Annotated in this window: 14 protein-coding genes; 3 read left to right on the forward strand and 11 right to left on the reverse strand. The window is 55.0% G+C overall.

From position 1 onward, the window contains the following. Positions 1-86: 86 nt before the first annotated feature. Positions 87-1,220, forward strand: a complete 1,134-nt coding sequence (gene nrdB / locus AN401_RS12135; RefSeq protein ID WP_094038674.1) for a class Ia ribonucleoside-diphosphate reductase subunit beta — start codon at positions 87-89, stop codon at positions 1,218-1,220. Further along, positions 1,217-1,489 carry a class I ribonucleotide reductase maintenance protein YfaE gene (gene yfaE / locus AN401_RS12140; protein ID WP_094038675.1) on the forward strand — a complete coding sequence of 91 codons (273 nt, stop codon included), beginning with the start codon at positions 1,217-1,219 and terminating at the stop codon, positions 1,487-1,489. The genes nrdB and yfaE overlap by 4 nt, the downstream gene beginning before the upstream one ends. Here the strand turns inward: yfaE and AN401_RS12145 are convergent. Further along, complete coding sequence (locus tag AN401_RS12145) at positions 1,486-1,749, reverse strand: DUF1496 domain-containing protein (RefSeq protein WP_094038676.1); 264 nt, start codon at positions 1,747-1,749, stop codon at positions 1,486-1,488. The two genes, yfaE and AN401_RS12145, sit on opposite strands and share 4 nt — an antisense overlap. A 71-nt stretch (positions 1,750-1,820) precedes the next feature. Between AN401_RS12145 and AN401_RS12150 the strand changes: the two genes are divergently transcribed. Continuing rightward, positions 1,821-4,169: a fatty acid cis/trans isomerase gene (locus AN401_RS12150; protein WP_096779500.1), complete on the forward strand. Its 2,349-nt coding sequence runs from the start codon at positions 1,821-1,823 to the stop codon at positions 4,167-4,169. A gap of 130 nt (positions 4,170-4,299) precedes the next feature. Here the strand turns inward: AN401_RS12150 and AN401_RS12155 are convergent, their stop codons facing one another. From AN401_RS12155 to AN401_RS12200, 10 genes are all read right to left on the reverse strand, one after another. Further along, positions 4,300-4,698: an HI0074 family nucleotidyltransferase substrate-binding subunit gene (locus AN401_RS12155; RefSeq protein WP_096779501.1), complete on the reverse strand. Its 399-nt coding sequence runs from the start codon at positions 4,696-4,698 to the stop codon at positions 4,300-4,302. Further along, a complete protein-coding gene (locus AN401_RS12160) occupies positions 4,688-4,978 on the reverse strand; it encodes a nucleotidyltransferase domain-containing protein (protein WP_096779502.1) in 291 nt (96 codons plus the stop codon). The genes AN401_RS12155 and AN401_RS12160 overlap by 11 nt, the downstream gene beginning before the upstream one ends. A gap of 124 nt (positions 4,979-5,102) precedes the next feature. Then, on the reverse strand, positions 5,103-5,522 hold the full coding sequence (locus tag AN401_RS12165) for a type II toxin-antitoxin system VapC family toxin (RefSeq protein ID WP_096779503.1): 420 nt from the start codon (positions 5,520-5,522) through the stop codon (positions 5,103-5,105). Then, positions 5,519-5,773, reverse strand: coding sequence for a FitA-like ribbon-helix-helix domain-containing protein (locus AN401_RS12170; protein WP_096779514.1), 255 nt, complete (start codon positions 5,771-5,773; stop codon positions 5,519-5,521). The genes AN401_RS12165 and AN401_RS12170 overlap by 4 nt, the downstream gene beginning before the upstream one ends. A gap of 334 nt (positions 5,774-6,107) precedes the next feature. After that, entirely contained in the window at positions 6,108-9,926 is a 3,819-nt protein-coding gene (locus AN401_RS12175) for an SIR2 family protein (RefSeq protein WP_096779504.1), read from the reverse strand. A 394-nt stretch (positions 9,927-10,320) separates the two neighbouring features. Next, the gene (locus AN401_RS12180; RefSeq protein WP_096779505.1) at positions 10,321-11,154 is read right to left on the reverse strand and encodes a nucleotidyl transferase AbiEii/AbiGii toxin family protein; all 834 of its coding nucleotides are present in this window, start codon (positions 11,152-11,154) and stop codon (positions 10,321-10,323) included. Further along, positions 11,108-12,106, reverse strand: a complete 999-nt coding sequence (locus tag AN401_RS12185; RefSeq protein WP_096779506.1) for a type IV toxin-antitoxin system AbiEi family antitoxin — start codon at positions 12,104-12,106, stop codon at positions 11,108-11,110. The genes AN401_RS12180 and AN401_RS12185 overlap by 47 nt, the downstream gene beginning before the upstream one ends. Before the next feature lie 400 nt (positions 12,107-12,506). Further along, the gene (locus AN401_RS12190) at positions 12,507-15,833 is read right to left on the reverse strand and encodes a VPA1262 family protein (RefSeq protein WP_096780362.1); all 3,327 of its coding nucleotides are present in this window, start codon (positions 15,831-15,833) and stop codon (positions 12,507-12,509) included. 71 nt (positions 15,834-15,904) lie between these two features. After that, entirely contained in the window at positions 15,905-16,573 is a 669-nt protein-coding gene (locus AN401_RS12195) for a DUF2290 domain-containing protein (RefSeq protein ID WP_096779507.1), read from the reverse strand. Beyond that, positions 16,573-18,735 (reverse strand): DEAD/DEAH box helicase, encoded by a 2,163-nt coding sequence (locus AN401_RS12200; RefSeq protein ID WP_198401731.1) that lies wholly within the window; start codon positions 18,733-18,735, stop codon positions 16,573-16,575. Before AN401_RS12200 ends, AN401_RS12195 begins: the two co-directional genes overlap by 1 nt. Between the last annotated feature and the right edge of the window lie 4 nt (positions 18,736-18,739).

The raw sequence follows: 18,739 nt of genomic DNA on the forward strand, positions 1-18,739 counted from the left end.
CACCTCGCCGCTGTGCGCAGCGTCGCTCACTACCGCCAACGCGGGCTGAGCGGCACTGCGCTCATTGTCTTTGCGGAACGAGAAAAATGTCTTACACCACTTTCAGTCAAGTTCAGAACGATCACATGAAAGAGCCCATGTTCCTCGGCAACCCGGTGAACGTGGCCCGCTATGACCAGCAGAAATACGAAATTTTTGAGAAGCTGATCGAAAAGCAGCTCTCCTTCTTCTGGCGTCCGGAAGAGGTGGACGTGTCCCAGGACAGGATCGACTACCAGGCCCTGCCGGATCACGAGAAGCACATCTTTATCAGCAACCTCAAGTACCAGACCCTGCTCGACTCCATCCAAGGCCGCAGCCCCAACGTGGCCCTGCTGCCACTGGTGTCATTGCCCGAGCTGGAAACCTGGATCGAGACCTGGGCCTTCTCCGAGACCATCCACTCGCGCTCCTATACCCACATCATCCGCAATATCGTCAACGATCCCTCCAAGGTGTTCGACGATATTGTAGCGAACGAACATATCCAGAAGCGCGCCAGGGACATCGCCGGCTACTACGACGAGCTTATCGAGTACACCAACTTCTATCACCTCTACGGTGAGGGCGAGCACGAGATCAAGGGCCGCAAGGTCACCGTCAACCGCTACGAGCTGAAGAAGAAGCTCTACCTGTGCCTGATGTGCGTCAACGCCCTGGAGGCGATCCGCTTCTACGTGAGCTTCGCCTGCTCCTTCGCCTTTGCCGAGCGCGAGCTGATGGAAGGCAACGCCAAGATCATCAAGCTGATCGCCCGGGACGAGGCCCTGCACCTGACCGGCACCCAGCACATGCTCAATATCCTGCGCGCCGGCGAGGACGATCCGGAGATGGCCCAGGTGGCCCGCGACTGCGAACAGCAGTGCTTCGAGCTGTTCAAGGCCGCCGCCATCCAGGAGAAGGAATGGGCCGAATACCTGTTCAAGGACGGCTCCATGATCGGCCTGAACAAGGATATCCTGTGCCAGTACGTGGAATACATCACCAACCTGCGCATGCAGGCGGTGGGACTGGCGCCCGCCTTTGAGGGTGCCAAGCAGAACCCTATCCCCTGGATCAACGCCTGGCTGTCGTCCGACAACGTCCAGGTCGCGCCCCAGGAGGTGGAGGTGAGCTCCTACCTGGTAGGCCAGATTGACTCCCAGGTGAGCCACGACGATCTGGGTGACTTCGAGCTGTGAGCCGAGTCCGCACCCGGGAACTGAGCTTCGAACTGCGGGCGGGGGAAACCCTGCTCGAGGGGCTGGAGCGCACCGGCCACGCGGTGGAATACCAGTGCCGCAGCGGCTACTGCGGCTCCTGTCGCACCGCCCTGCTGGCCGGCCGGGTGGCCTACCATGAAGCCCCCCTCGCCTACCTGGCCGAGGGGGAGATACTGCCCTGCTGCTGCCGGCCGACCGAGCCGGTCAGCCTCGATATCCCCCTGCTGGAAATAAAAAAACAGGCCTAGGGCCTGCCCTCTTCCTTCAGCGGAAAGGGGTGCCAGCTCAGCCGGCCGTTCTGCTCGAAGGACTTTTCCCGCTCGCAGATAAACAGCTGGTCGCCCACGGTGATCACGGATCCCTTCGAATAGCGCTGATCGGCGTAGAAACACACCGGCTCCAGCCCCGATGAAATATTCAGCTCCACCGGCGGCCGGGTCGTGATGGGGTTGGCCCCGGCCACGGCACTGAACAGCAGCACTCCCCAGCACAGCTTTCTTATCATCATGGTCAACTTCCTCTTTACCCCGGGTCCGGCACATGGTACCACCGTCCCAGACCCCGTCGACAAGGCCCGACATGAAAAAATCCCATTGGCTGCTGTTGCTTGTCCCGATCTTCGCCGCGACCCTCTTCCTCCTGCTGCGCCAGCCGGCCTCGGCGCCGCCCCTGGCCCTGTCGCTGCCGGCACCCGGCGACCGGCCGGTGGACTACGAGCGGGACATCAGGCCCATCTTCGAGCACAAGTGCATCGCCTGCCACGCCTGCTACGATGCCCCCTGCCAGCTCAAGCTCGCCAGCCACGAGGGCGTACAGCGGGGCGCCAGCAAGCAGGTGGTCTACGACGGCACCCGCACCCAGGACGCGCCGCCCAACCGCCTTTATGTGGATGCGGAAGGAACACCGGCCTGGCGGGAGCGCGGCTTCTTCAGCGTGCTGGACGGCCAGGCCGAGGCCCCCGCCCTGATGGCCCGGATGCTGGCCTTGGGCCATCAGGCCCCCTGGGCGGCCAACGAACGGCTGCCGGACAGCCTGGACATTTCCATCAAGCGTAACAACCAGTGCGTGAACGCCGACGAGTTCGACGCCTTCGCCGCCAAGCATCCCCAGGCCGGCATGCCCTTTGCCGTGACCGGGCTGAGCGGCGAGGAGTATCAGTTGCTGGTGGACTGGCTGGCCCAGGGGGCAAGGGTGCCCGAACAAACCCAGCCCCTGTCCGCCGGCCTGGAGCGGGAAGTCCGCCGCTGGGAGCACTGGCTCAACCGCGATGACAACCGCCACCGGCTGGTGGCCCGCTACCTGTACGAGCACTGGTTTCTGGCCCACCTGCATTTCGAGGGCGACCAGGATCAGGTGTTCTTCGAGCTGGTGCGCTCCCGCACCCCGCCCGGGGAGCCCATCGCGATCATCCCGACCGTACGCCCCACCGACGGTGTGGCGGGTGACTTCTTCTACCGGCTGCGGCCCCGGCTGGAAAGCCGGGTGCACAAGACCCATATCACCTATCCCCTGAGCGAGGCCAAAATGGCCCGGCTGGAGCAACTGTTCTTCGCGCCGGACTGGACGGTCACCACCCTGCCCGGCTACGGCCCCGAGGCCGCTGCCAATCCCTTCACCACCTACGCCGCCATCCCCGCCCGGGCCCGCTACCAGTACCTGCTGGACAACGCCGAATACTTCGTGCGCACCTTTATCCGCGGCCCGGTGTGCCGGGGGCCGATCGCCACCGACGTGATCCGCGATCAGTTCTGGGTGAGCTTCCAGCACCCGCAGCACGACCTCTTCGTGACCGATGCCAACCACCGTGCCCGGGTAAAGGCCTGGCTGGCCCTGCCCGGGCTGACCTCGGATCTGCTGAGCCTGGGCCCGGACTGGATAGCCCACCGGGACGCCCGCAACCGCTACCTGACCGCCCGCCAGCAGGACTACGCCCGCACCTATCCCCAGGGGCCGTCACTCGATCACCTGTGGGACGGAGACGGCCACAACCAGGACGCCCTGCTCACCATTTTCCGCCACTACGACAGCGCCAGCGTGCTGCGCGGCTGGCAGGGAGACCTGCCCACCACCCTGTGGGTGATGGACTACCCGCTGCTGGAGCGCACCTACTACGCCCTGGTGGCCAACTTCAACGTCTACGGCAGCGTGGCCCACCAGGCCCAGACCCGGCTCTACTTCGATCTGATCCGCAACGGCGCCGAGGCCAACCTGCTGCGCTTTTTGCCGCCCCCGGTACGCAACCCGCTGCTGCACAAATGGTATGACAACAGCGCCCGCATCAAGCTGTTCACCACCTATGCGGACGTGGACGAAAGCACCCCCAGCCGTATCGCGGTGGACACCAAGGCCCCCCTGGCCGACTTCGGCCGCCAGGTGCTCACCACCCTGGCCCCGGTCGCCGGCCCGCCGGAGCGGCTCAACCGCTGCCACCGGCAAGCCTGCGCCGAGGCGGACAGCGCCGCCGAACGGGAGGCCGAGGCCCTGCTGCGCCGCCTGACCGGCATCACCGCCGCCACCCTGCCCGCCATCCAGTGGCTGCCGGAAGTCAGCCTGCTGCGCATCGAGGCCGGCGAGCGGCGCCTGGTGTACAGCCTGCTGCACAACCGGGATCACTCCAACGTGGCCTTTATCCTGGGGGAGGATCTGCGCCTGCGGCCCCGCAACGACACCCTGACGGTACTGCCCGGCGTGGTCGGCAGCTACCCCAACTTTATCTTCAACGTCAAACTGGAAGAGCTGGACGACTTTGTGGCGGCACTGATGGCCATGGCCCGGGCCGAGGACATCCATACCCTGGCGCGCCACTTCGGCATCCGCCGCACCCACCCCGAGTTCTGGTTCTATTTCCACGACATGCACCGCTACCAGCAGGAAACCACGCCCCTGGAAGCCGGCCTGCTGGATATGAACCGCTATCTGAATCTTTGATGGCCGTGAGGCGGGAAGCGTGAGGCGGGAGGCGTGAGGCGTCCAGTGCCCCGGCATTGAACCACGGTGTAAAGGTTGCGCAAACGGGCATCCACACACAGAGCCAGTCGCTCATCAAAGCTAAATAGCTCTACTCGCCGGCGCTACCGCCAAAACGCTGGCTGAGCAGCCGATGTAGCGCCTGCATGGCGGCCAGGTGATCCGGCAGTCGCTGATAGATATCCCACGCCACTTCTTCCTTGTAGGTGTGCGAGGTAAGATTCCGGTCCTTGAGCATGGAGAGCCATTCTCCTTCATCTTCCAACCAATGAGCGGCATAGGCCTGTTGCAGGCATTCCCGCGGTGTGTTGGCCGAAATCCCCTCCACCGTCAGGGCCTTTTTCAACGTTTTCCAGGTCAACTCGATACAAAACTCAAAACGCTGAATACTGGCGTCCACCACCAGCGGCTGACTGGCCGGAAAATCCAGAGATTCCTGCAAACGAGCCAGGGCATTGCTCAACAGCCCCAGGTTCAGTTCAACGCTCATACAGTACCTTTTTATCTCGCTCGATGGCCGCCCGTAACGGACTGTTCTCGGGCTCGGCATCCAGCCGGACACAATCGATGGTCAGCAGGGTATCGGCCTGCTCGATAATGGACAACACCTTCAGCCAGTCCTGCGCGCTCGCCTCTGGGCAAACAACGGCCAAATCAATATCGGAGCGTTCCCTGTGGTCGCCCCGCGCTCTTGAGCCAAACAGATAGATAGCCTCGACATAGGGTAGAGACGTCAGTTCATCCAAAAAATGATAATGCTTAAACGGCACAGTCCGCCCTCACCAGCCCCTTGTCACCAAGGCGCCATCGTCAACCTTTCACCCACCCAGGCAGCTCAGACTAGCACACCCCAGGGGCAGGCAAGCACTTCCTACGTCCTTTACAGGGCCAGGGTTAGGCTTCCCAAGGGTTAATGGTGTCTACGCCCGCCGCTTCGAACGGGCTGACGTCTCGCGTGGCGACGATCATGCCATTGGCGGCGGCCGTCGCTGCGATATAACCATCGGCTGCGCCGATTGCCAGTCCGGCTGTCCGTGCCTTCGCCATCAGTTCGCCATAGGCTTTCGATGCCGACATATCGAACGGCAGCACCCGCCCGGCAAACAGCGGCAGAATTTGCTTTTCCAGGCTCTCTTGCAACCGGTCACGGCGTTTGCCGGCAGGCAACGACGCCATCCCGAAACGCAGTTCGGCCACCGTGATAGCCGACAGGTAAAGCGTTTCGAGCGCCTGCGCGTCAATCCAGTCAATCACCTGGGCTTCGGGGGCCTGACGCAGTGGCTCCGAAACGACATTGGTATCCAGTACGATCATTCGAACGTCATGGGCTTGGCAGGGGTCTTGTCGCGCACCTGCTCGATGGTTTTAAGATCTTCATCGGTCAACTTGGCCCGTCGGCCAATCTCGGCCAGCAGAGAACCCAGTTTCTTCCGGCCTTTCGGCTTTACGGCATTTTCCAGGATGTCGCGGATTTCCGCTTCGGCGCTGCGCCCGTGCTGGGCAGCCAGCACCTTCAGGGCACGATGCACCTCATCCGGCACATTTCTAACAGTGATAGACGGCATGATTTCAAACCCCGCACTTGCTTTACATGACTGCATTTTAGCACACTGCAATCATTGAACAAATTTTACCGCGCCCGCCCGTGCCTGGGCATCGCCCTGTAGGGCCTCCCGCTTGAACCAATCGGCTCAGGTACACAGAAGCGAGAAGACGTTGCCGGTCATGAAGATCGAGCTCTAAATACCTGTTCCGAATGGTAGATCACTACCGGCAGCGACTGGGTTTCGCTAAGCAGACCCTCCGCGCCAGGGATGGCGCGGCGGAGCCCCCAGGGACGGGTTTACGGCGTGTCTGCGTGCGGGACCCGGTCGATGTAGCACTATTAGGATCAGTTATTTAGTTGCGTTCCACAAGATCGATAAGGCGTAAATAGCGTGGGTCTGATGTCAAGTCAGGCTCGGTTTCCGCAATCAGTGCTAGTACCTTCGGTAACTCATACGGCGGACGGGTAAGGGCATGAGGTGTAGCTCTGTTCATCAAATCCAGCGTCGTTTCAGGGAATAGGGCAGCAATCGGCTGTTCATCATTGATCTCTCGGGTGAACCGGACGAAAGGATGGTCATTTGTCTCCACCGGCACCAAGAATTTTTTCACCACTTCGTAAACAGCGGGGAAGCTATCGCCGGTATCATCAAGCAGACCGATCCACGCCCTCATCGATGCAGAAGTCCTGTATCGGCGCTCTCTCGGCCAGTCCTCGTTGATTAAGGGAATGACGTATTTGACCCAGCCGTTTTCGTTTTCCTGTCCAACCCGGCCCAACCAGAAAATAAACTGGTTCCGAGTATCGTCAGACATCGCTCGTAAGGCCGAACGCATTTCACCTCGTGAAAGACCGCATGGCTCATTCCGGTGAAACACCCTCATAAAACCTAGCCATTGGGCAGCAACCACAGAAAAGTCGTCCTCCCAAGAAAATCTTTCGAGCCATGGAATGAGGCCGAGTAGGTGCGGTTTGATGAACTCGGCCAAGGGCGCCGAAGGCACATCCCCACGAAGAAAACCGTTCCAAGCTGGTTCCGAAGCTGGATGCTCGAAAGCCAACATTGGAATAAGGCGTTCCTTAGTCCAGTACGGATCGACGAACATAAGCCAGTTCAGCTGTCTGCAGGCTATTGACACAGCATGATCTGAGCCCTCACCTGGTGCCGCAAAGAGGCGCTCGAGGCGTAACTTGATGTGATCTGGGATGAGTGACCCGGCCTCCTGTTTTTCACCTGGCACCGCATGCAAAAGGGCCTCAGCACACATACCAACAAGGCCGTTGATCGCATGGCCGAATGTGCGCCGGGACTGTTGAATGACTTTTCCACCTCGGCGGACTTCGCCAAGGCCGCTTTTCGCGGCATCTGCTCCACCGTTCAGGATGGCATCGGCGATGTGATCGTAGAGCGCCCAACCGAGACCATCATCAAACTCAAGGACCGTGACCAAGTTCTCTTTGAGCCATCGGCCTAAGGTATGGCGCAGTTTGATGATAACTGCCTGTGGGAGTCGCGCTACTCGGTTCAGGAATATTCGTCTCAGCCTGGGCGATATGTCTGCGGGAAGCTCATTGATCATGGCCGACCAGAATGCCTCCGGGTAGTCGTTAGCCTTTCCTGCAATCGTCAACGCAGACAGCGCCTTTCGCGGATTGGCTTTCACTAAACCAGTAAAGGGCCGCTTCTCGGTGAAGCTGTCAAAGTCCCGCTTCAGGTCTTCCTTTGCCCTGGAGACCACCTCATTGACGGGAAGCTCCAAGATGGCATCTGGTTTTTCATCCGTACCGACCCAGCCCGTGTGAGAGCCCCATTCGACCACCGTCGAGGTCGCCCAGCCATCACTCCATCCAGGAATGCTTCTGATCAACTCGGCAAGCCGTTCACTGCGATCTGCCGTCAGTTCACAACCCTGTAGTTCGAGATATCGGATGTATCTGGCGGCAAACTCGTCCCGCAGCCCAGGAAACTCGTCGTCAGACCAGTGGGAACACTGATCGGGGCCCGTCAAGATGCGGTCGATAAGTTGGTTTCGGCTCTCCTGAGAGAACTCTACCCACCGATCCACCAGCAGGAAAAGAAGCTCTCGAACCACATCGATGTCCCAGAATGTCTCCTGATCCAAAGACAAAACTTCTTCGGCTACATGGTCGGCCTCAAAGGCTTCCGCTTTACTGAACGCATACAGCTTGAGCTTACGGAAGAAGAACCGATCTGCCGTAGACCAGGTCGTTGCATGTGCCTTCGCTAGTTCTGGCCACTTGGCAACCATTCGGTCAAAAAATTGGACGAACCAAGTCACGACCTCCGCACTTTCCGTGATGTGCTTTCTTCCATCGACCTCACGGTTCGGATAGCAGGTCGGTGTCTGGAAATAGACAGTCTCGATATCCCCCAATAGTCCAGAGGCGACGGTAAGCTGTTCCTCCAGGATGCCAACTACCCGTGGCAATAGATCGTCGGGGACGTCCAAGCCTTCACCGTGCCGTTTAAGGAACTCAACTTCCCACCGCCCGAGGTCGCTGAGATGAATTTCCTTCCAACGCAAACAGGGCGGCCTGGACTGCCTCAAGCCAAACGGTGGCTTGATCTCCAATCGCGGCGTCGTAACCCTCCGGAAGTCCCGTAGAACACTGGCCGTCCACCCTTCTGCATTGATCCGTTTCTTCAAGTCGAACCAGTCGCCATTCCACTGACGATTGCGAGGGTCTCTATGATGTTCGAGGATCAGGTGCCAGATATGACGAGCGCGCTCGTGGAGAGCCTTCGAACGTCCCATTTGCCACTCGAGCTGTTGCAGCAGTCGCGGATGCAGTCCGTTCTGCCGAATGGACCACCATGCCAGCACTGGGCTATCGATGGACTTACTGACCCAGTTGATGAGGTGGCTAAGCCTTATCGGCGTCGCCTCGGAACCTTCGGCCTGTCGTCCGCCCAGCCGATGAAAATCATGCGGATTGTCGTCTTCATCGCGCCAGACAAGAAGGTTATCGTTGCTGACACCCTGTCTGCGGTCATCGTCAGAGATATCTATCAGATCATCATCGAGTCCATAAGCAGCCCGGGGATCGAAGACTTCTTTATCTTCATCATCGCCATCTCTTCGATCCGGCTTAGTTGACCGAACATTTGCATCCATTACACACACCCATTCCGGATGAGGTTTCGGTTCAGCCTCCGAGAACAATCTCGCACCCTGTACTGTGCGAAGAACATGAGCCACTTGGCCACGCTCGTGAGGAGTCAGCTCTTTCGGGTCCTGCTGGCTCATGGCGATAACAGACGCTCGCCACTTACGCGGATCGTCGGCCCGCTCTGCCCATGCGGCCAAGGTTTGCCAAAGATGAGAATAATCTTCATAGGCGATAGCAGTCACCCCTCTATCGCGCCATTTCACCTCAATATCCTCCGCTCGCCCCTTATCAAAGGCATAGAGTCTGGAGCGGTCGAACTGACCGTCATGATTCAGCCCCTGCAACAGATACTTAACGGGTGGATCTTCTGCCTGATAACCCACCAACACGACAGTAAAGTGCTCGAGTAGGCTGCGAATAAAGTTGGTGGCCCAGGCTTCCGATAGATATGCCCGTCCAAAATCGGCACTGCTCAACACATAGCCGTGCTGCTCGGCACCAATATCAGACAAACGCCCATGCAGATAGGTGATACCATCCAGCGATGCCCCCAAGGAAAGATCCGGGAAGGCCGGGGGAACATGGGTAACAAGATCGCCCTCTCCCAGCTCAAATAGCCGATCAAAGTTAGTGGTGACGACCTGAGGTACCCCGGGCTGACGTGCAGAGATCCGTTTGATTAACCCGTGCGCAACACCGAGCTTTGTAGTTTCGTTTGACGCTTGCAGTCGCTCAGTGACTAACGCATTTACTTCCTCTCTGCCATATTCCTGATGCAGCAGATTGAAAATTTGATCCAACGGCGTCTTAGTGCCGGGCTGAATGTCGGAACTAGCTTCAACCCATGGTTTAAAAGCCTTAGCTATCTCGGAATTCGGTGCAGGGTCAAAGAAATCGACAACGTATCGGGTCAGCTCAACAAAATCAGGCATTTCAGACGGGATCGAGACTCCTGCGCCACACAAAAATACCACTCGACCAGCATCACATCGCTCAAGGAGGAGATCCGGGATAGATGGACCATCGGCAAAAAATCTCATATGCAGCAACGCCTCTTAACATCATGGATTTTCAATCAGGCACACCATAGACAATCATCCTTTCGAAAGCGTGTTTACCTACATCAGGTAGAGAAAGACAGGGTGGTCGTGTGGTTGACAGATAGTATCAATACGGGTCCTAGAAAATAAACCGCCTCCCCTTGATAAGGGACACAAGAGCCCGAGAAAATTTGCAACGCAATCTATTGAGAAAAAAAAGACGCCACAAGGGCGTCTTTTTTCAATATTGGCAACAGATGTCTATTCCCACTCTATTATCAAGAGTGGGATTTAGCCTTTAAATATCAATACTTTAATAAGCACAATCCCTTCGATACCAAGAAAAATACCACGTACAGAATTTTATTAATTTTTTGCTGACTCGAGGCTGCTCTTACAACTCCAGTCCCGTCCAAAAGTCCTGTTGCAGCTGCTCTATCCTCTCGTAACCGCAGAGGTTCTGAGTTCTGAACTGAGCCCCGACCAGTCCATCAATATCAGCCGCCAATGCGGTAATCCGGCTGACGGTATCCGGGCTGGTTGCTGGCTCAGACAAGATCATTTTCAAATCGTACCCGAGCAGGAAAGCCCCTTGTCTCTCGGTATCATACTCCAGGCGCTCTGCCGGGACATAAGGCTCCCACAGACGATCCTCCTGAACATGCTGGTACTCAAGCAGAATGGTTAAAAAGTCAGCCGCGTCTTTGCTACTTTCGTTTCCCCGCTCCTGCCAGGCTATCAGCTTTAGCAGAGTCAACCCGGCCAGCGACGCGACTTTGATGGTATCGCCCAGCCCTACTTCTACTGATAAGGCGGCATCGTACGCTTCCTGAAATCCAGCCACCGACATGGTGACAGCATGCTCTGGTGGCCACTGTATTTCACCTGCGTCATCGGCTATGGCACCAAATGGAATAATATCAATTGGCAAGCCACTGTCGGGATCTTTAAGTCGATGGACTCTATTGGTTACGGTTAAACCAGCATCCAGCAAAGCCTGCCTTACTCTGGCGAAAGCGTCCCAATCCGGCACCAGAATACCGGTATCAATATCCCGGGTCTGACGACCGGGATCCCGGCCAAACACATGATACAGAACGAGATCTCTCGCCGTTGCTCCAGCAACAAAAAATGGTACTCCGGTTTGCCTGGTTGTGCGGGTGATCAATGTCAGTACAGGCTCAAACCCAGGTTTCAGGGAGTGTTTTAAGGTGTAGATATTGCTCATTGATGAGTTCGGCAACCTCTTTATTTCGGCTATCGCTGCTTGCAAGCAGCTCGGCAACAGCCAGCAATGCCCTGGCTTTGATATTGATGTCCAGCTCCTTCCCCCAGAATGCCGGAACCAACCAGAGTCTGCCGGCAGGGTCAGGTTTTGCCTTGAGCAAAGCAAGCTTTTTCTGCAGTGGCTCGAAGGTAAAAAGCTGTAACTCATAAGACTGTAAATAGCCTGTCAGTTCATCGGCAGCCACTTCTCCCCCCCAGCAATCCTTGGGTGTTAAGGGGACTTCACGCCAATCATCGGGAGCCACCAGTCTTATCCCACCGAGTTTTGGTCTTAATACGGTGCGATAGTGTTCAATCCAGATGTGATAAAGGGCTTCCTTATCCAGAATGCGCCGGGTACTGCCCAGACTGACAAGCTTTTCAGACTCCAGGTATTTAAACCCCTTGCTGATCATGCCCAACGAAATATTTGCCATCTCGGCAATGGTTCGAAACGGTAGACGTAACACATCCTCTTGAGCCAATAAGGCAAACAGCAGCTTCATAAAGCCCAGCCCCGGCTTTGCCTGCTGCTGAGTTGCAGAAGGACTTACGGAGCTATTTCTCCCCTCAATCCACAGATTCAGCCCGTTACAGCTCACCCTGGCGTTGCCGGCCTCATCAATGAAGTTGATAGCGTTGCTGGAGCAAAAATCGGCGAGATGAGTAGTCAGTCTGTTGCACACCAACAGGGTGTCGGGACGAGCAGCTCCCAGCAGTGCTGTGAGGCTCTCTTTACGGTGGATATGCTTTATTTCAGCGCTAAACCGGTAGCGTTCGCCGTGTACCGTCAGGGTGACCTGGGCATCAGAGTAAGGATGGCCATCCGGCTTTGGATCAAAGGTAGACTCGCCCTGGATGTGCGAGGGCAGACTATCCAGGGCCAGCATCAGCAGAGTCGCGTTAGTGTTCACACACCACCACCGTTCATGAATCATGAACAAATTATAAACATGAACACCTGCGTCTGCAAGTGACTGGTTCTCCCCGCTGGTGTCTTCTTAGCTGAACCTGTCCGAGCGCCAAAGGTTTTGATAACTCCCTGCTCAAAGAATGAACTTCTGTGTCATGAGTGTGAAAATGTCGGGTGCGCCGGCATCATAGGTTATATGCACCCAATAACAAAAAGCCCCTGCATTGCAGGGGCTTTTTGTCATTCACCGATAACCGGCCTCACTCCCACTCTATTATAAATAGCTACAAAAAAACCTTATAAAACAGAGTAAAAGACAAAAACAAAAGATGATACCATCTAAAATACCATAAAATGTTTTCTGGACTTTTGAATCTAATTTATTTTGAAGCCTATTTCAGCTAACCATCTGCGTTCAAAAGCCCCTCCACCTGATCTAGGAACGCAACGAGTTCGTCCTGCTTACCTCCCCGCTCTGATTGCCACTCCTCTATCGGCCTAATCATTGTAAGCCCACGTGCATCCCGTGATAGCTGTTCCAATTTTTGATCGGTCGCGCCACGTTCATGCAAATAGAATTCACTCCACCTGCCGAAAGCCAATATCCACAGCGACACTCTGAGTGCGTCGTTCCATGTGGTCCATCCCGAGGTGCTAGCGAGTGGCTGTTGTAAAATCCGCCGTTGCCGCTTCAAGATATCAGCCATCATCTTCAGGCTAACTTCCCGCTGTTTAGGGTTACTGTAAGCGAAAAGGAACGAAGCAATGTTAGTCGTCTGCCCTTCACGAGCTCGAACAAACAAGCGAGACTGGTTGTTTGAACGTGGTTCCAACATACTAACCAGCTCTCGCATCCATATGTCACAGGACTCTTCAGTAGAGACGCGCTCACTCTGTAGTAACGGGAAGACCACATCTCGGAACAACCACGGCTCAGCCCATGCTAATTGTCCCATGTGGCCTCGCATGGAGTCGACCAAGTGCCGGAGCTCCTCCCCGGTGATTGTCCCTGGCAACACTTTATGCAGCGCCGCAACCAAGTCTTTAAAAATTTCCTCTTTATTCGAATCCATGGCCGCATGGTGAACCATCCAACCCAGAGCGCGCACCCGCTCTGGATAGCCAAAGGCTGCTATCAACTGCAACACGGCAGCAAGGCCTCCCGGCTCTCCCAGCTGCGTCTTAATCGCATTTAACCCCATCCATTGCATCAGGCCGCTGCTGCTTTGAACGAGTCGGTCCCGCTGCCCCGCGTTGGCGCCGAATTGCACCGTCAGCGAAATCTCACTGAAGATCTGACTCAATAGGGATAGCCGCACCGTATTCGTTCCCTGAGGCTCCATGGGTACGCTAGCAATCTGCGCCTCTGCGATCGACAGCAGAGCATCTGGGGCATACCACCACAAAAACTTAATTGTGTAGTACTCCATCCAGGTCAATACTGTGTATTTTGTCGCATGGAACAAATGATGCGGATGATAAGAGCTGTGCAGCAACTTTTCGACCGGCATCTGGAAAAACCGGGCATCCATCACCGTCACTTCCTTCCCAAACTCGTCGTGAGTACGGCTGAACGACGCCTCAAGAAACCTCGCCAGAAATTCCAGAAAACCACGTTCTGGTTCTGGTTCGAGTTCGCGTAAACGGTATTCCTCTATGTGTGAATGTGCGAGCACCTCACCGATTACTTCCCAAGCAGCTACAAAGTCCGTGAAGTCACCCGCTTTCTGGCGCAGACAATTGTGCAGGCCTGTCGTTTCTGACAGTGCGAGCGCCCCATCCTTGAGTAGGTCCAATACCCTCATGCGCTCTTTCAACGAATCACCACTCAAGCCTTGTAAGGATTGCTCGCCGACCCACGCGCTCAGCACGTCGCCTGCATGGTTATTATTAAGAAAGTTTAGTGGCTCGTAGTTCTTCCCCATCGTTGGTGATTCCATGGAATCGAAGAGAACCCGTATGGATGGATTTTCAATCTCGTCTTTAGGCTTCGTGTTCTCGGCCTCCTCCACTAGCTCAGACATATATTTTTCAACCTTGAACAAAATGTCCGCAGGGATCGGAGTGATCAGCAATGGATAGTTTTCAGCGGCTTTCTGAAATGAGTTGGACAGATTGAATCCTGCGACTGGCAGACTATCAGCCCCGATAATCAAGATATAACGATCGTGCAGCCGACCTTCCTTCAACCCATAGATGCGGAGCTTTAAGCGCCTTAATAGGTGCCGGTTGTGTTCGCAGTTCTTCAGCAGGTTATCAATCCCACTCGAAATAGCCTCTTCAAATTCGTTCGGAGCAGCTTCTTTTTCCTTGGATGGTCTTTTGGGTAAAGATCTGAAGACGATGTAGTTCGCATTCTGTGCCGCGCAGAGCAAAACCAAACCCAAACCGGCATCTTCGAAGTAAGGATCGAAGATGACAATTTGGTGTTGTTGGTACTTGGCCAGCAGTGCCTTGAACCATTCAATGAATTGCAATCGACTCTCGGGATCTTCGTTACCCCAGCGCAATAAAAACTGCCCCTCAGACTTCGGAGGATGGAGTCTCGCAAAAAGGGATACGAGGTCACGGTTGACCGGCACCCACGGGTCCACCTTACGTCCCCCGATGCTATTGCCGAATCCCAGATCGCCGCGATTAATAGTCAGGGCGGCCTTCGCCCGCGCCGATACGGACGGTCGGACCGTCTTTTCTAGCCAATCGAACTTGACCTGACTGCCTCCGTGATTCACTAGATGCCCTTGAAAATTTAATTCTCGGACGTATCCGACCCGCCAGCGGCAGCAAAGCAAGCCTCCACTGGAGTGATCTCCATGGAATCCAAAAATTTCCAATTCAGTGCTATCGGTCCTCTCACGAAGTTGGTCACTTAGTACAAACTCGCACACGAACTCGCCCGCTTCATCGCGCACAGCTGTGGCCAAGCCCGAGTAAACGATTTGGCCGTCATTTGCGATGCTCAGACGAAATTGAAAACCACTGAAGTGCGGTACCTGTACCGGATTTAACCGTGCAACCAGGGCGCATGGAGAATCTACCCAACTCACGCTCAGCAAGCTCTGCTCACTATCATCAAGCGTAGGAAAGACCAACAGTTCGAGGTCGCCAAATCTCGTAATATCAGCCCCACCGAAATCCAACCCGGTGTCTGCATTGAGATGTTTGATCACCATTGCCGTCAAGGCTGTTTCGTAGACCTCACCCAGATTAAACAATGCCTTCTTGTTGGCCTGGACAATAGAAGCGCTAAAAGCCCCTGCTGCGCCATGTGGGCTAGAGGTCGATCGCCAATCGTGTGCATCACGGTTTAGCAGATAGGCAACTGGACGGTAGATTTGATTGCCTGTCCCGAGCGAAGTCTCTCCGAACTGTACTCTTAATTTATCCGGAAGTCGTAACCCCAACTCCTCGCTGGCCACCGATATGGACCGCCCACCGCTCAATAGCCGTATAAGCTCTGCGCAGCGGTCGCTTTTGACGTACAGATTAAGCCGAGTAACCTTCGCCTTTGCTTGCCCAAAGGCATGGAAATCGTCGTTATTGCTAAAGGACCAGCTATTACTGGAATGACTGTAAGGAAGAAGGCGACCGTAAACCACTCGATTTTCAGTCGATTGACCGCATTTGATCTGCAAAACCCACAATTGGAGCGCACAGTCGCGGCCATCCGTCGTGAACAGCCTCGCCAGTCGGTCATCTGTGAGCAGGTCATCTAGTTTAGGAGCCATCGATTCTTGCGGGCCTTTTCCCGTGTTCTCACTGCCGGCTTTGATGCACTCAGAGTGCCTTCCCACTTCCATTAGTATGGAATGACCATGTGCATAAGAGCAGTCTCATTTGCGGTGATGGACGCTGAAAATCTCACTTTGTGCCGAGGCAAGCCGCCGACGAAATCATATGATTCTGTCTGGTAGAAATTTCGCAAAATAAATTCGACAAACCACCGAGGCGTCAATGGTGCAGAGACAGGAATACGGCATCCCTTTACATCGCCCAACGTAAGATGGCTTTTGGGATGGGCAATATCAACGTGAACACCTTCTCGCGCATCAAAATCAAAACGCAACGGGAACGGAACAATTCTGCGTTGAACAATCTCGATAAACAGCTCATCACGCATGTACGCATCCGGATCATCTTGAAATGGCAACAGACTTGGCGACGGGTAAAAGGCAAGCCTGTGCTGTAGCAGATCGTCATCTTCGATGCGATACATCATCTGAAGCAATGCGCCATCGACCAGCTTCATATTGAATGAACGTTTCTCTGCCAGCTCATGGTAAACCTCAGCGTATTCGATATCACCCAACGCAATGGAGACATGCTCCGAACCGCTATAAGTAACGTCAACCACACCGCCATATGATCGAATTGCAGAAAAATTTGAGTCGTCACAAACCCCTTTGCCTATCAATTCAGAAATCAACCCATCAATATCTTCTTTAATACTCTTCGGAGCTAGTGCCATCACTCATTGCCCCCAAGGAATCTTCTGAGCTTCTCCCGGGTAACTTCATCAAGGTCTTCCGGATGTAGCTCACCACTCTCCAGGTCGCCCAAAAGATCGGCAAGCTGGCTCTTTCTTCGCTCAAGACGCTGCCGCTCTTGTGGAGACAAATCACGGTGAACAATGCGCAACTTGCTCAACAGGGCATCGTCGGGATAGGTGAAGTCCAAAACGAAGTCACGTTTCGTCAAAGCAGAAAACTCGTCGATCAACTCCTGCATTTGAGGGCCATAACCTATTACGCGAACCCAAGCTTTACTTCGAGTGATCGCTGTGAAAAGACGGTTGCGCAGGCTGGCAAGACCTGGACCGGAACCGTTGCAATCCTGGGCGTTGATGACGTAGACCATGCCCGCCTCATTCCCCTTGGCACGGTAAATTCCAGTGAAGGTTACTGACGGAGTATCAGTTCGGAAGAATACGTCCGCATCCGTATCGACACCAGCCAAATGGGTCTGAACTCCGGCCTCAAAAAGTTTTTTACGGATGGGGCCAGTGCTACCACGGGCAGTCCGAGGATCTGAGTGAATAACGATGATGTCATCATGGCGAAGCTCATCCTCAGTCAAATTGTGCTGTATCTGTTGAACTAGCCATGCGTTCTGCTGTTCTTCATCATCGAACTTGATGAACTGAACGAGATCACTAATATCCGAATGCTCTTCCAAAAACTTTGGGCTAGTTTCAGTTGTACGCTCGAGGACGGTATGCTGGCCTTTCGCCAACTGCCCATGCTTAACCTTGTAGCCGATCTCTTCCCATAGCGCTGGGTAGTCAAACATCTGAACCAAGCCTGTCGGGGCACCTTGCGGAGCGTCTCGGTAAATGCCAAAACCAAGGCCGTGAGCTGACACCAACACTGGGCGAGAGTTTCGGTAGCATTTCTGCAAGATCACGTCTCGTCTGCGGTCGTCGCCAAACGTGACGAGTGGCCGCCCAGTCTTGTCGTTTCCAAAAATTTCCTCCGGCGGTGGAAGAGAAGTTCCTGAGAGATTTTGAAGCTCGTCGTAGGCGTAAACCAATCGCTTTGGCGGCTTCAGCATGGAATAACAAAGCCTTAGAAAACTTGGTGCAAAGTCCTGTGCTTCGTCCGCAAGAATGACGTCGTAGATGTGCGCTGCATCCGAAGCATTTGCCAACGCAGCCTGACAAGCCCCGTCGAAGGCTCGCTCACTTCCTCCGAATCTGCTAGATGCGCTCCTGAAGTCGAAAAAATCCGTTCCTGTAGCGCGGCAATACTCATAATAGATACCGTCCCGCGCATCCCCGCCAGGAGCGCCCCAAGCATTGATGACCCGAATCTTCGTCCAATCTGGCTCTTCACCACTCTGCTCGATACAAAAGTTGTTGATCAAACGGCGGAACTGCCCTTTGAGGGAGCGGGTATGGAAAGTTACAGCGATGCGCCAATCAGGATACTGCGTGTGTAGATAAGCAGCCTTGAGAGCCAACACAATGGTTTTTCCCGAACCAGCCAGTCCTCGAATACGCTGAACGCCATCCACCGTTTCAATGACAGCTTTGTTCTGGCGGTGATCAAGCGTCGCGATGGAATCCTCGAGACGCTTGAGTTTAGATCCCCGAGAATCTTCGCGGTAAACCTCACGCTTGGAGCGACTTTTCCTAATGCTGCTGAGGCTTTCGATAGCCGACAACGTCATTCGGTAGAGATCGTCGCTTCCATCCGTCCAATTCAGTTCGTTCAAAGCAGCGGCAAGACCATGCTCATTGACGAGAGGATAGTTATCTACCGCCAGAGCCGCGACATTGTTGATTCCTGGGGCAAATGAAATCACCGACAATGGCACTAGCAACTGGCGCCCCTTGACCAGTTCACGGTGTAACTTCAATCGTGCTTCAATCTTGTTTGCCAAATCATCCTGACGTTCTTCATATTCCCCAACGTCAGGCCCTTCGATCAAATCAAATAACACGATACCCTTGGATGGGCTCACCAAGGCAGCATCAATCGAATATTTGCCATCTGGCGTGGCGATCAATGGATAGCCTGTGAATACCTCACCCTGTATGCCTCGCAAGCTTTCAAGACTTTGCTCCAGGGCGTCAGTAGCAACCGGCTTCTTATTTACACCACGCGTAATATTCAGTCTTTCATTCACCATATCC

The organism is Zobellella denitrificans, from assembly GCF_002407485.1.
In the GTDB taxonomy this organism is placed as follows: domain Bacteria; phylum Pseudomonadota; class Gammaproteobacteria; order Enterobacterales; family Aeromonadaceae; genus Oceanimonas; species Oceanimonas denitrificans.

What these genes read in the sequence shown, in the direction of transcription:
- nrdB (WP_094038674.1), top strand. Translation starts at nt 87, where the DNA reads ATGTCTTACACCACTTTCAGTCAAGTTCAGAACGATCACATGAAAGAG.
- AN401_RS12145 (WP_094038676.1), bottom strand. Translation starts at nt 1,749, where the DNA reads ATGATGATAAGAAAGCTGTGCTGGGGAGTGCTGCTGTTCAGTGCCGTG.
- AN401_RS12150 (WP_096779500.1), top strand. Translation starts at nt 1,821, where the DNA reads ATGAAAAAATCCCATTGGCTGCTGTTGCTTGTCCCGATCTTCGCCGCG.
- AN401_RS12155 (WP_096779501.1), bottom strand. Translation starts at nt 4,698, where the DNA reads ATGAGCGTTGAACTGAACCTGGGGCTGTTGAGCAATGCCCTGGCTCGT.
- AN401_RS12165 (WP_096779503.1), bottom strand. Translation starts at nt 5,522, where the DNA reads ATGATCGTACTGGATACCAATGTCGTTTCGGAGCCACTGCGTCAGGCC.
- AN401_RS12170 (WP_096779514.1), bottom strand. Translation starts at nt 5,773, where the DNA reads ATGCCGTCTATCACTGTTAGAAATGTGCCGGATGAGGTGCATCGTGCC.
- AN401_RS12175 (WP_096779504.1), bottom strand. Translation starts at nt 9,926, where the DNA reads ATGAGATTTTTTGCCGATGGTCCATCTATCCCGGATCTCCTCCTTGAG.
- AN401_RS12180 (WP_096779505.1), bottom strand. Translation starts at nt 11,154, where the DNA reads ATGAGCAATATCTACACCTTAAAACACTCCCTGAAACCTGGGTTTGAG.
- AN401_RS12190 (WP_096780362.1), bottom strand. Translation starts at nt 15,833, where the DNA reads ATGGCTCCTAAACTAGATGACCTGCTCACAGATGACCGACTGGCGAGG.
- AN401_RS12195 (WP_096779507.1), bottom strand. Translation starts at nt 16,573, where the DNA reads ATGGCACTAGCTCCGAAGAGTATTAAAGAAGATATTGATGGGTTGATT.
- AN401_RS12200 (WP_198401731.1), bottom strand. Translation starts at nt 18,735, where the DNA reads ATGGTGAATGAAAGACTGAATATTACGCGTGGTGTAAATAAGAAGCCG.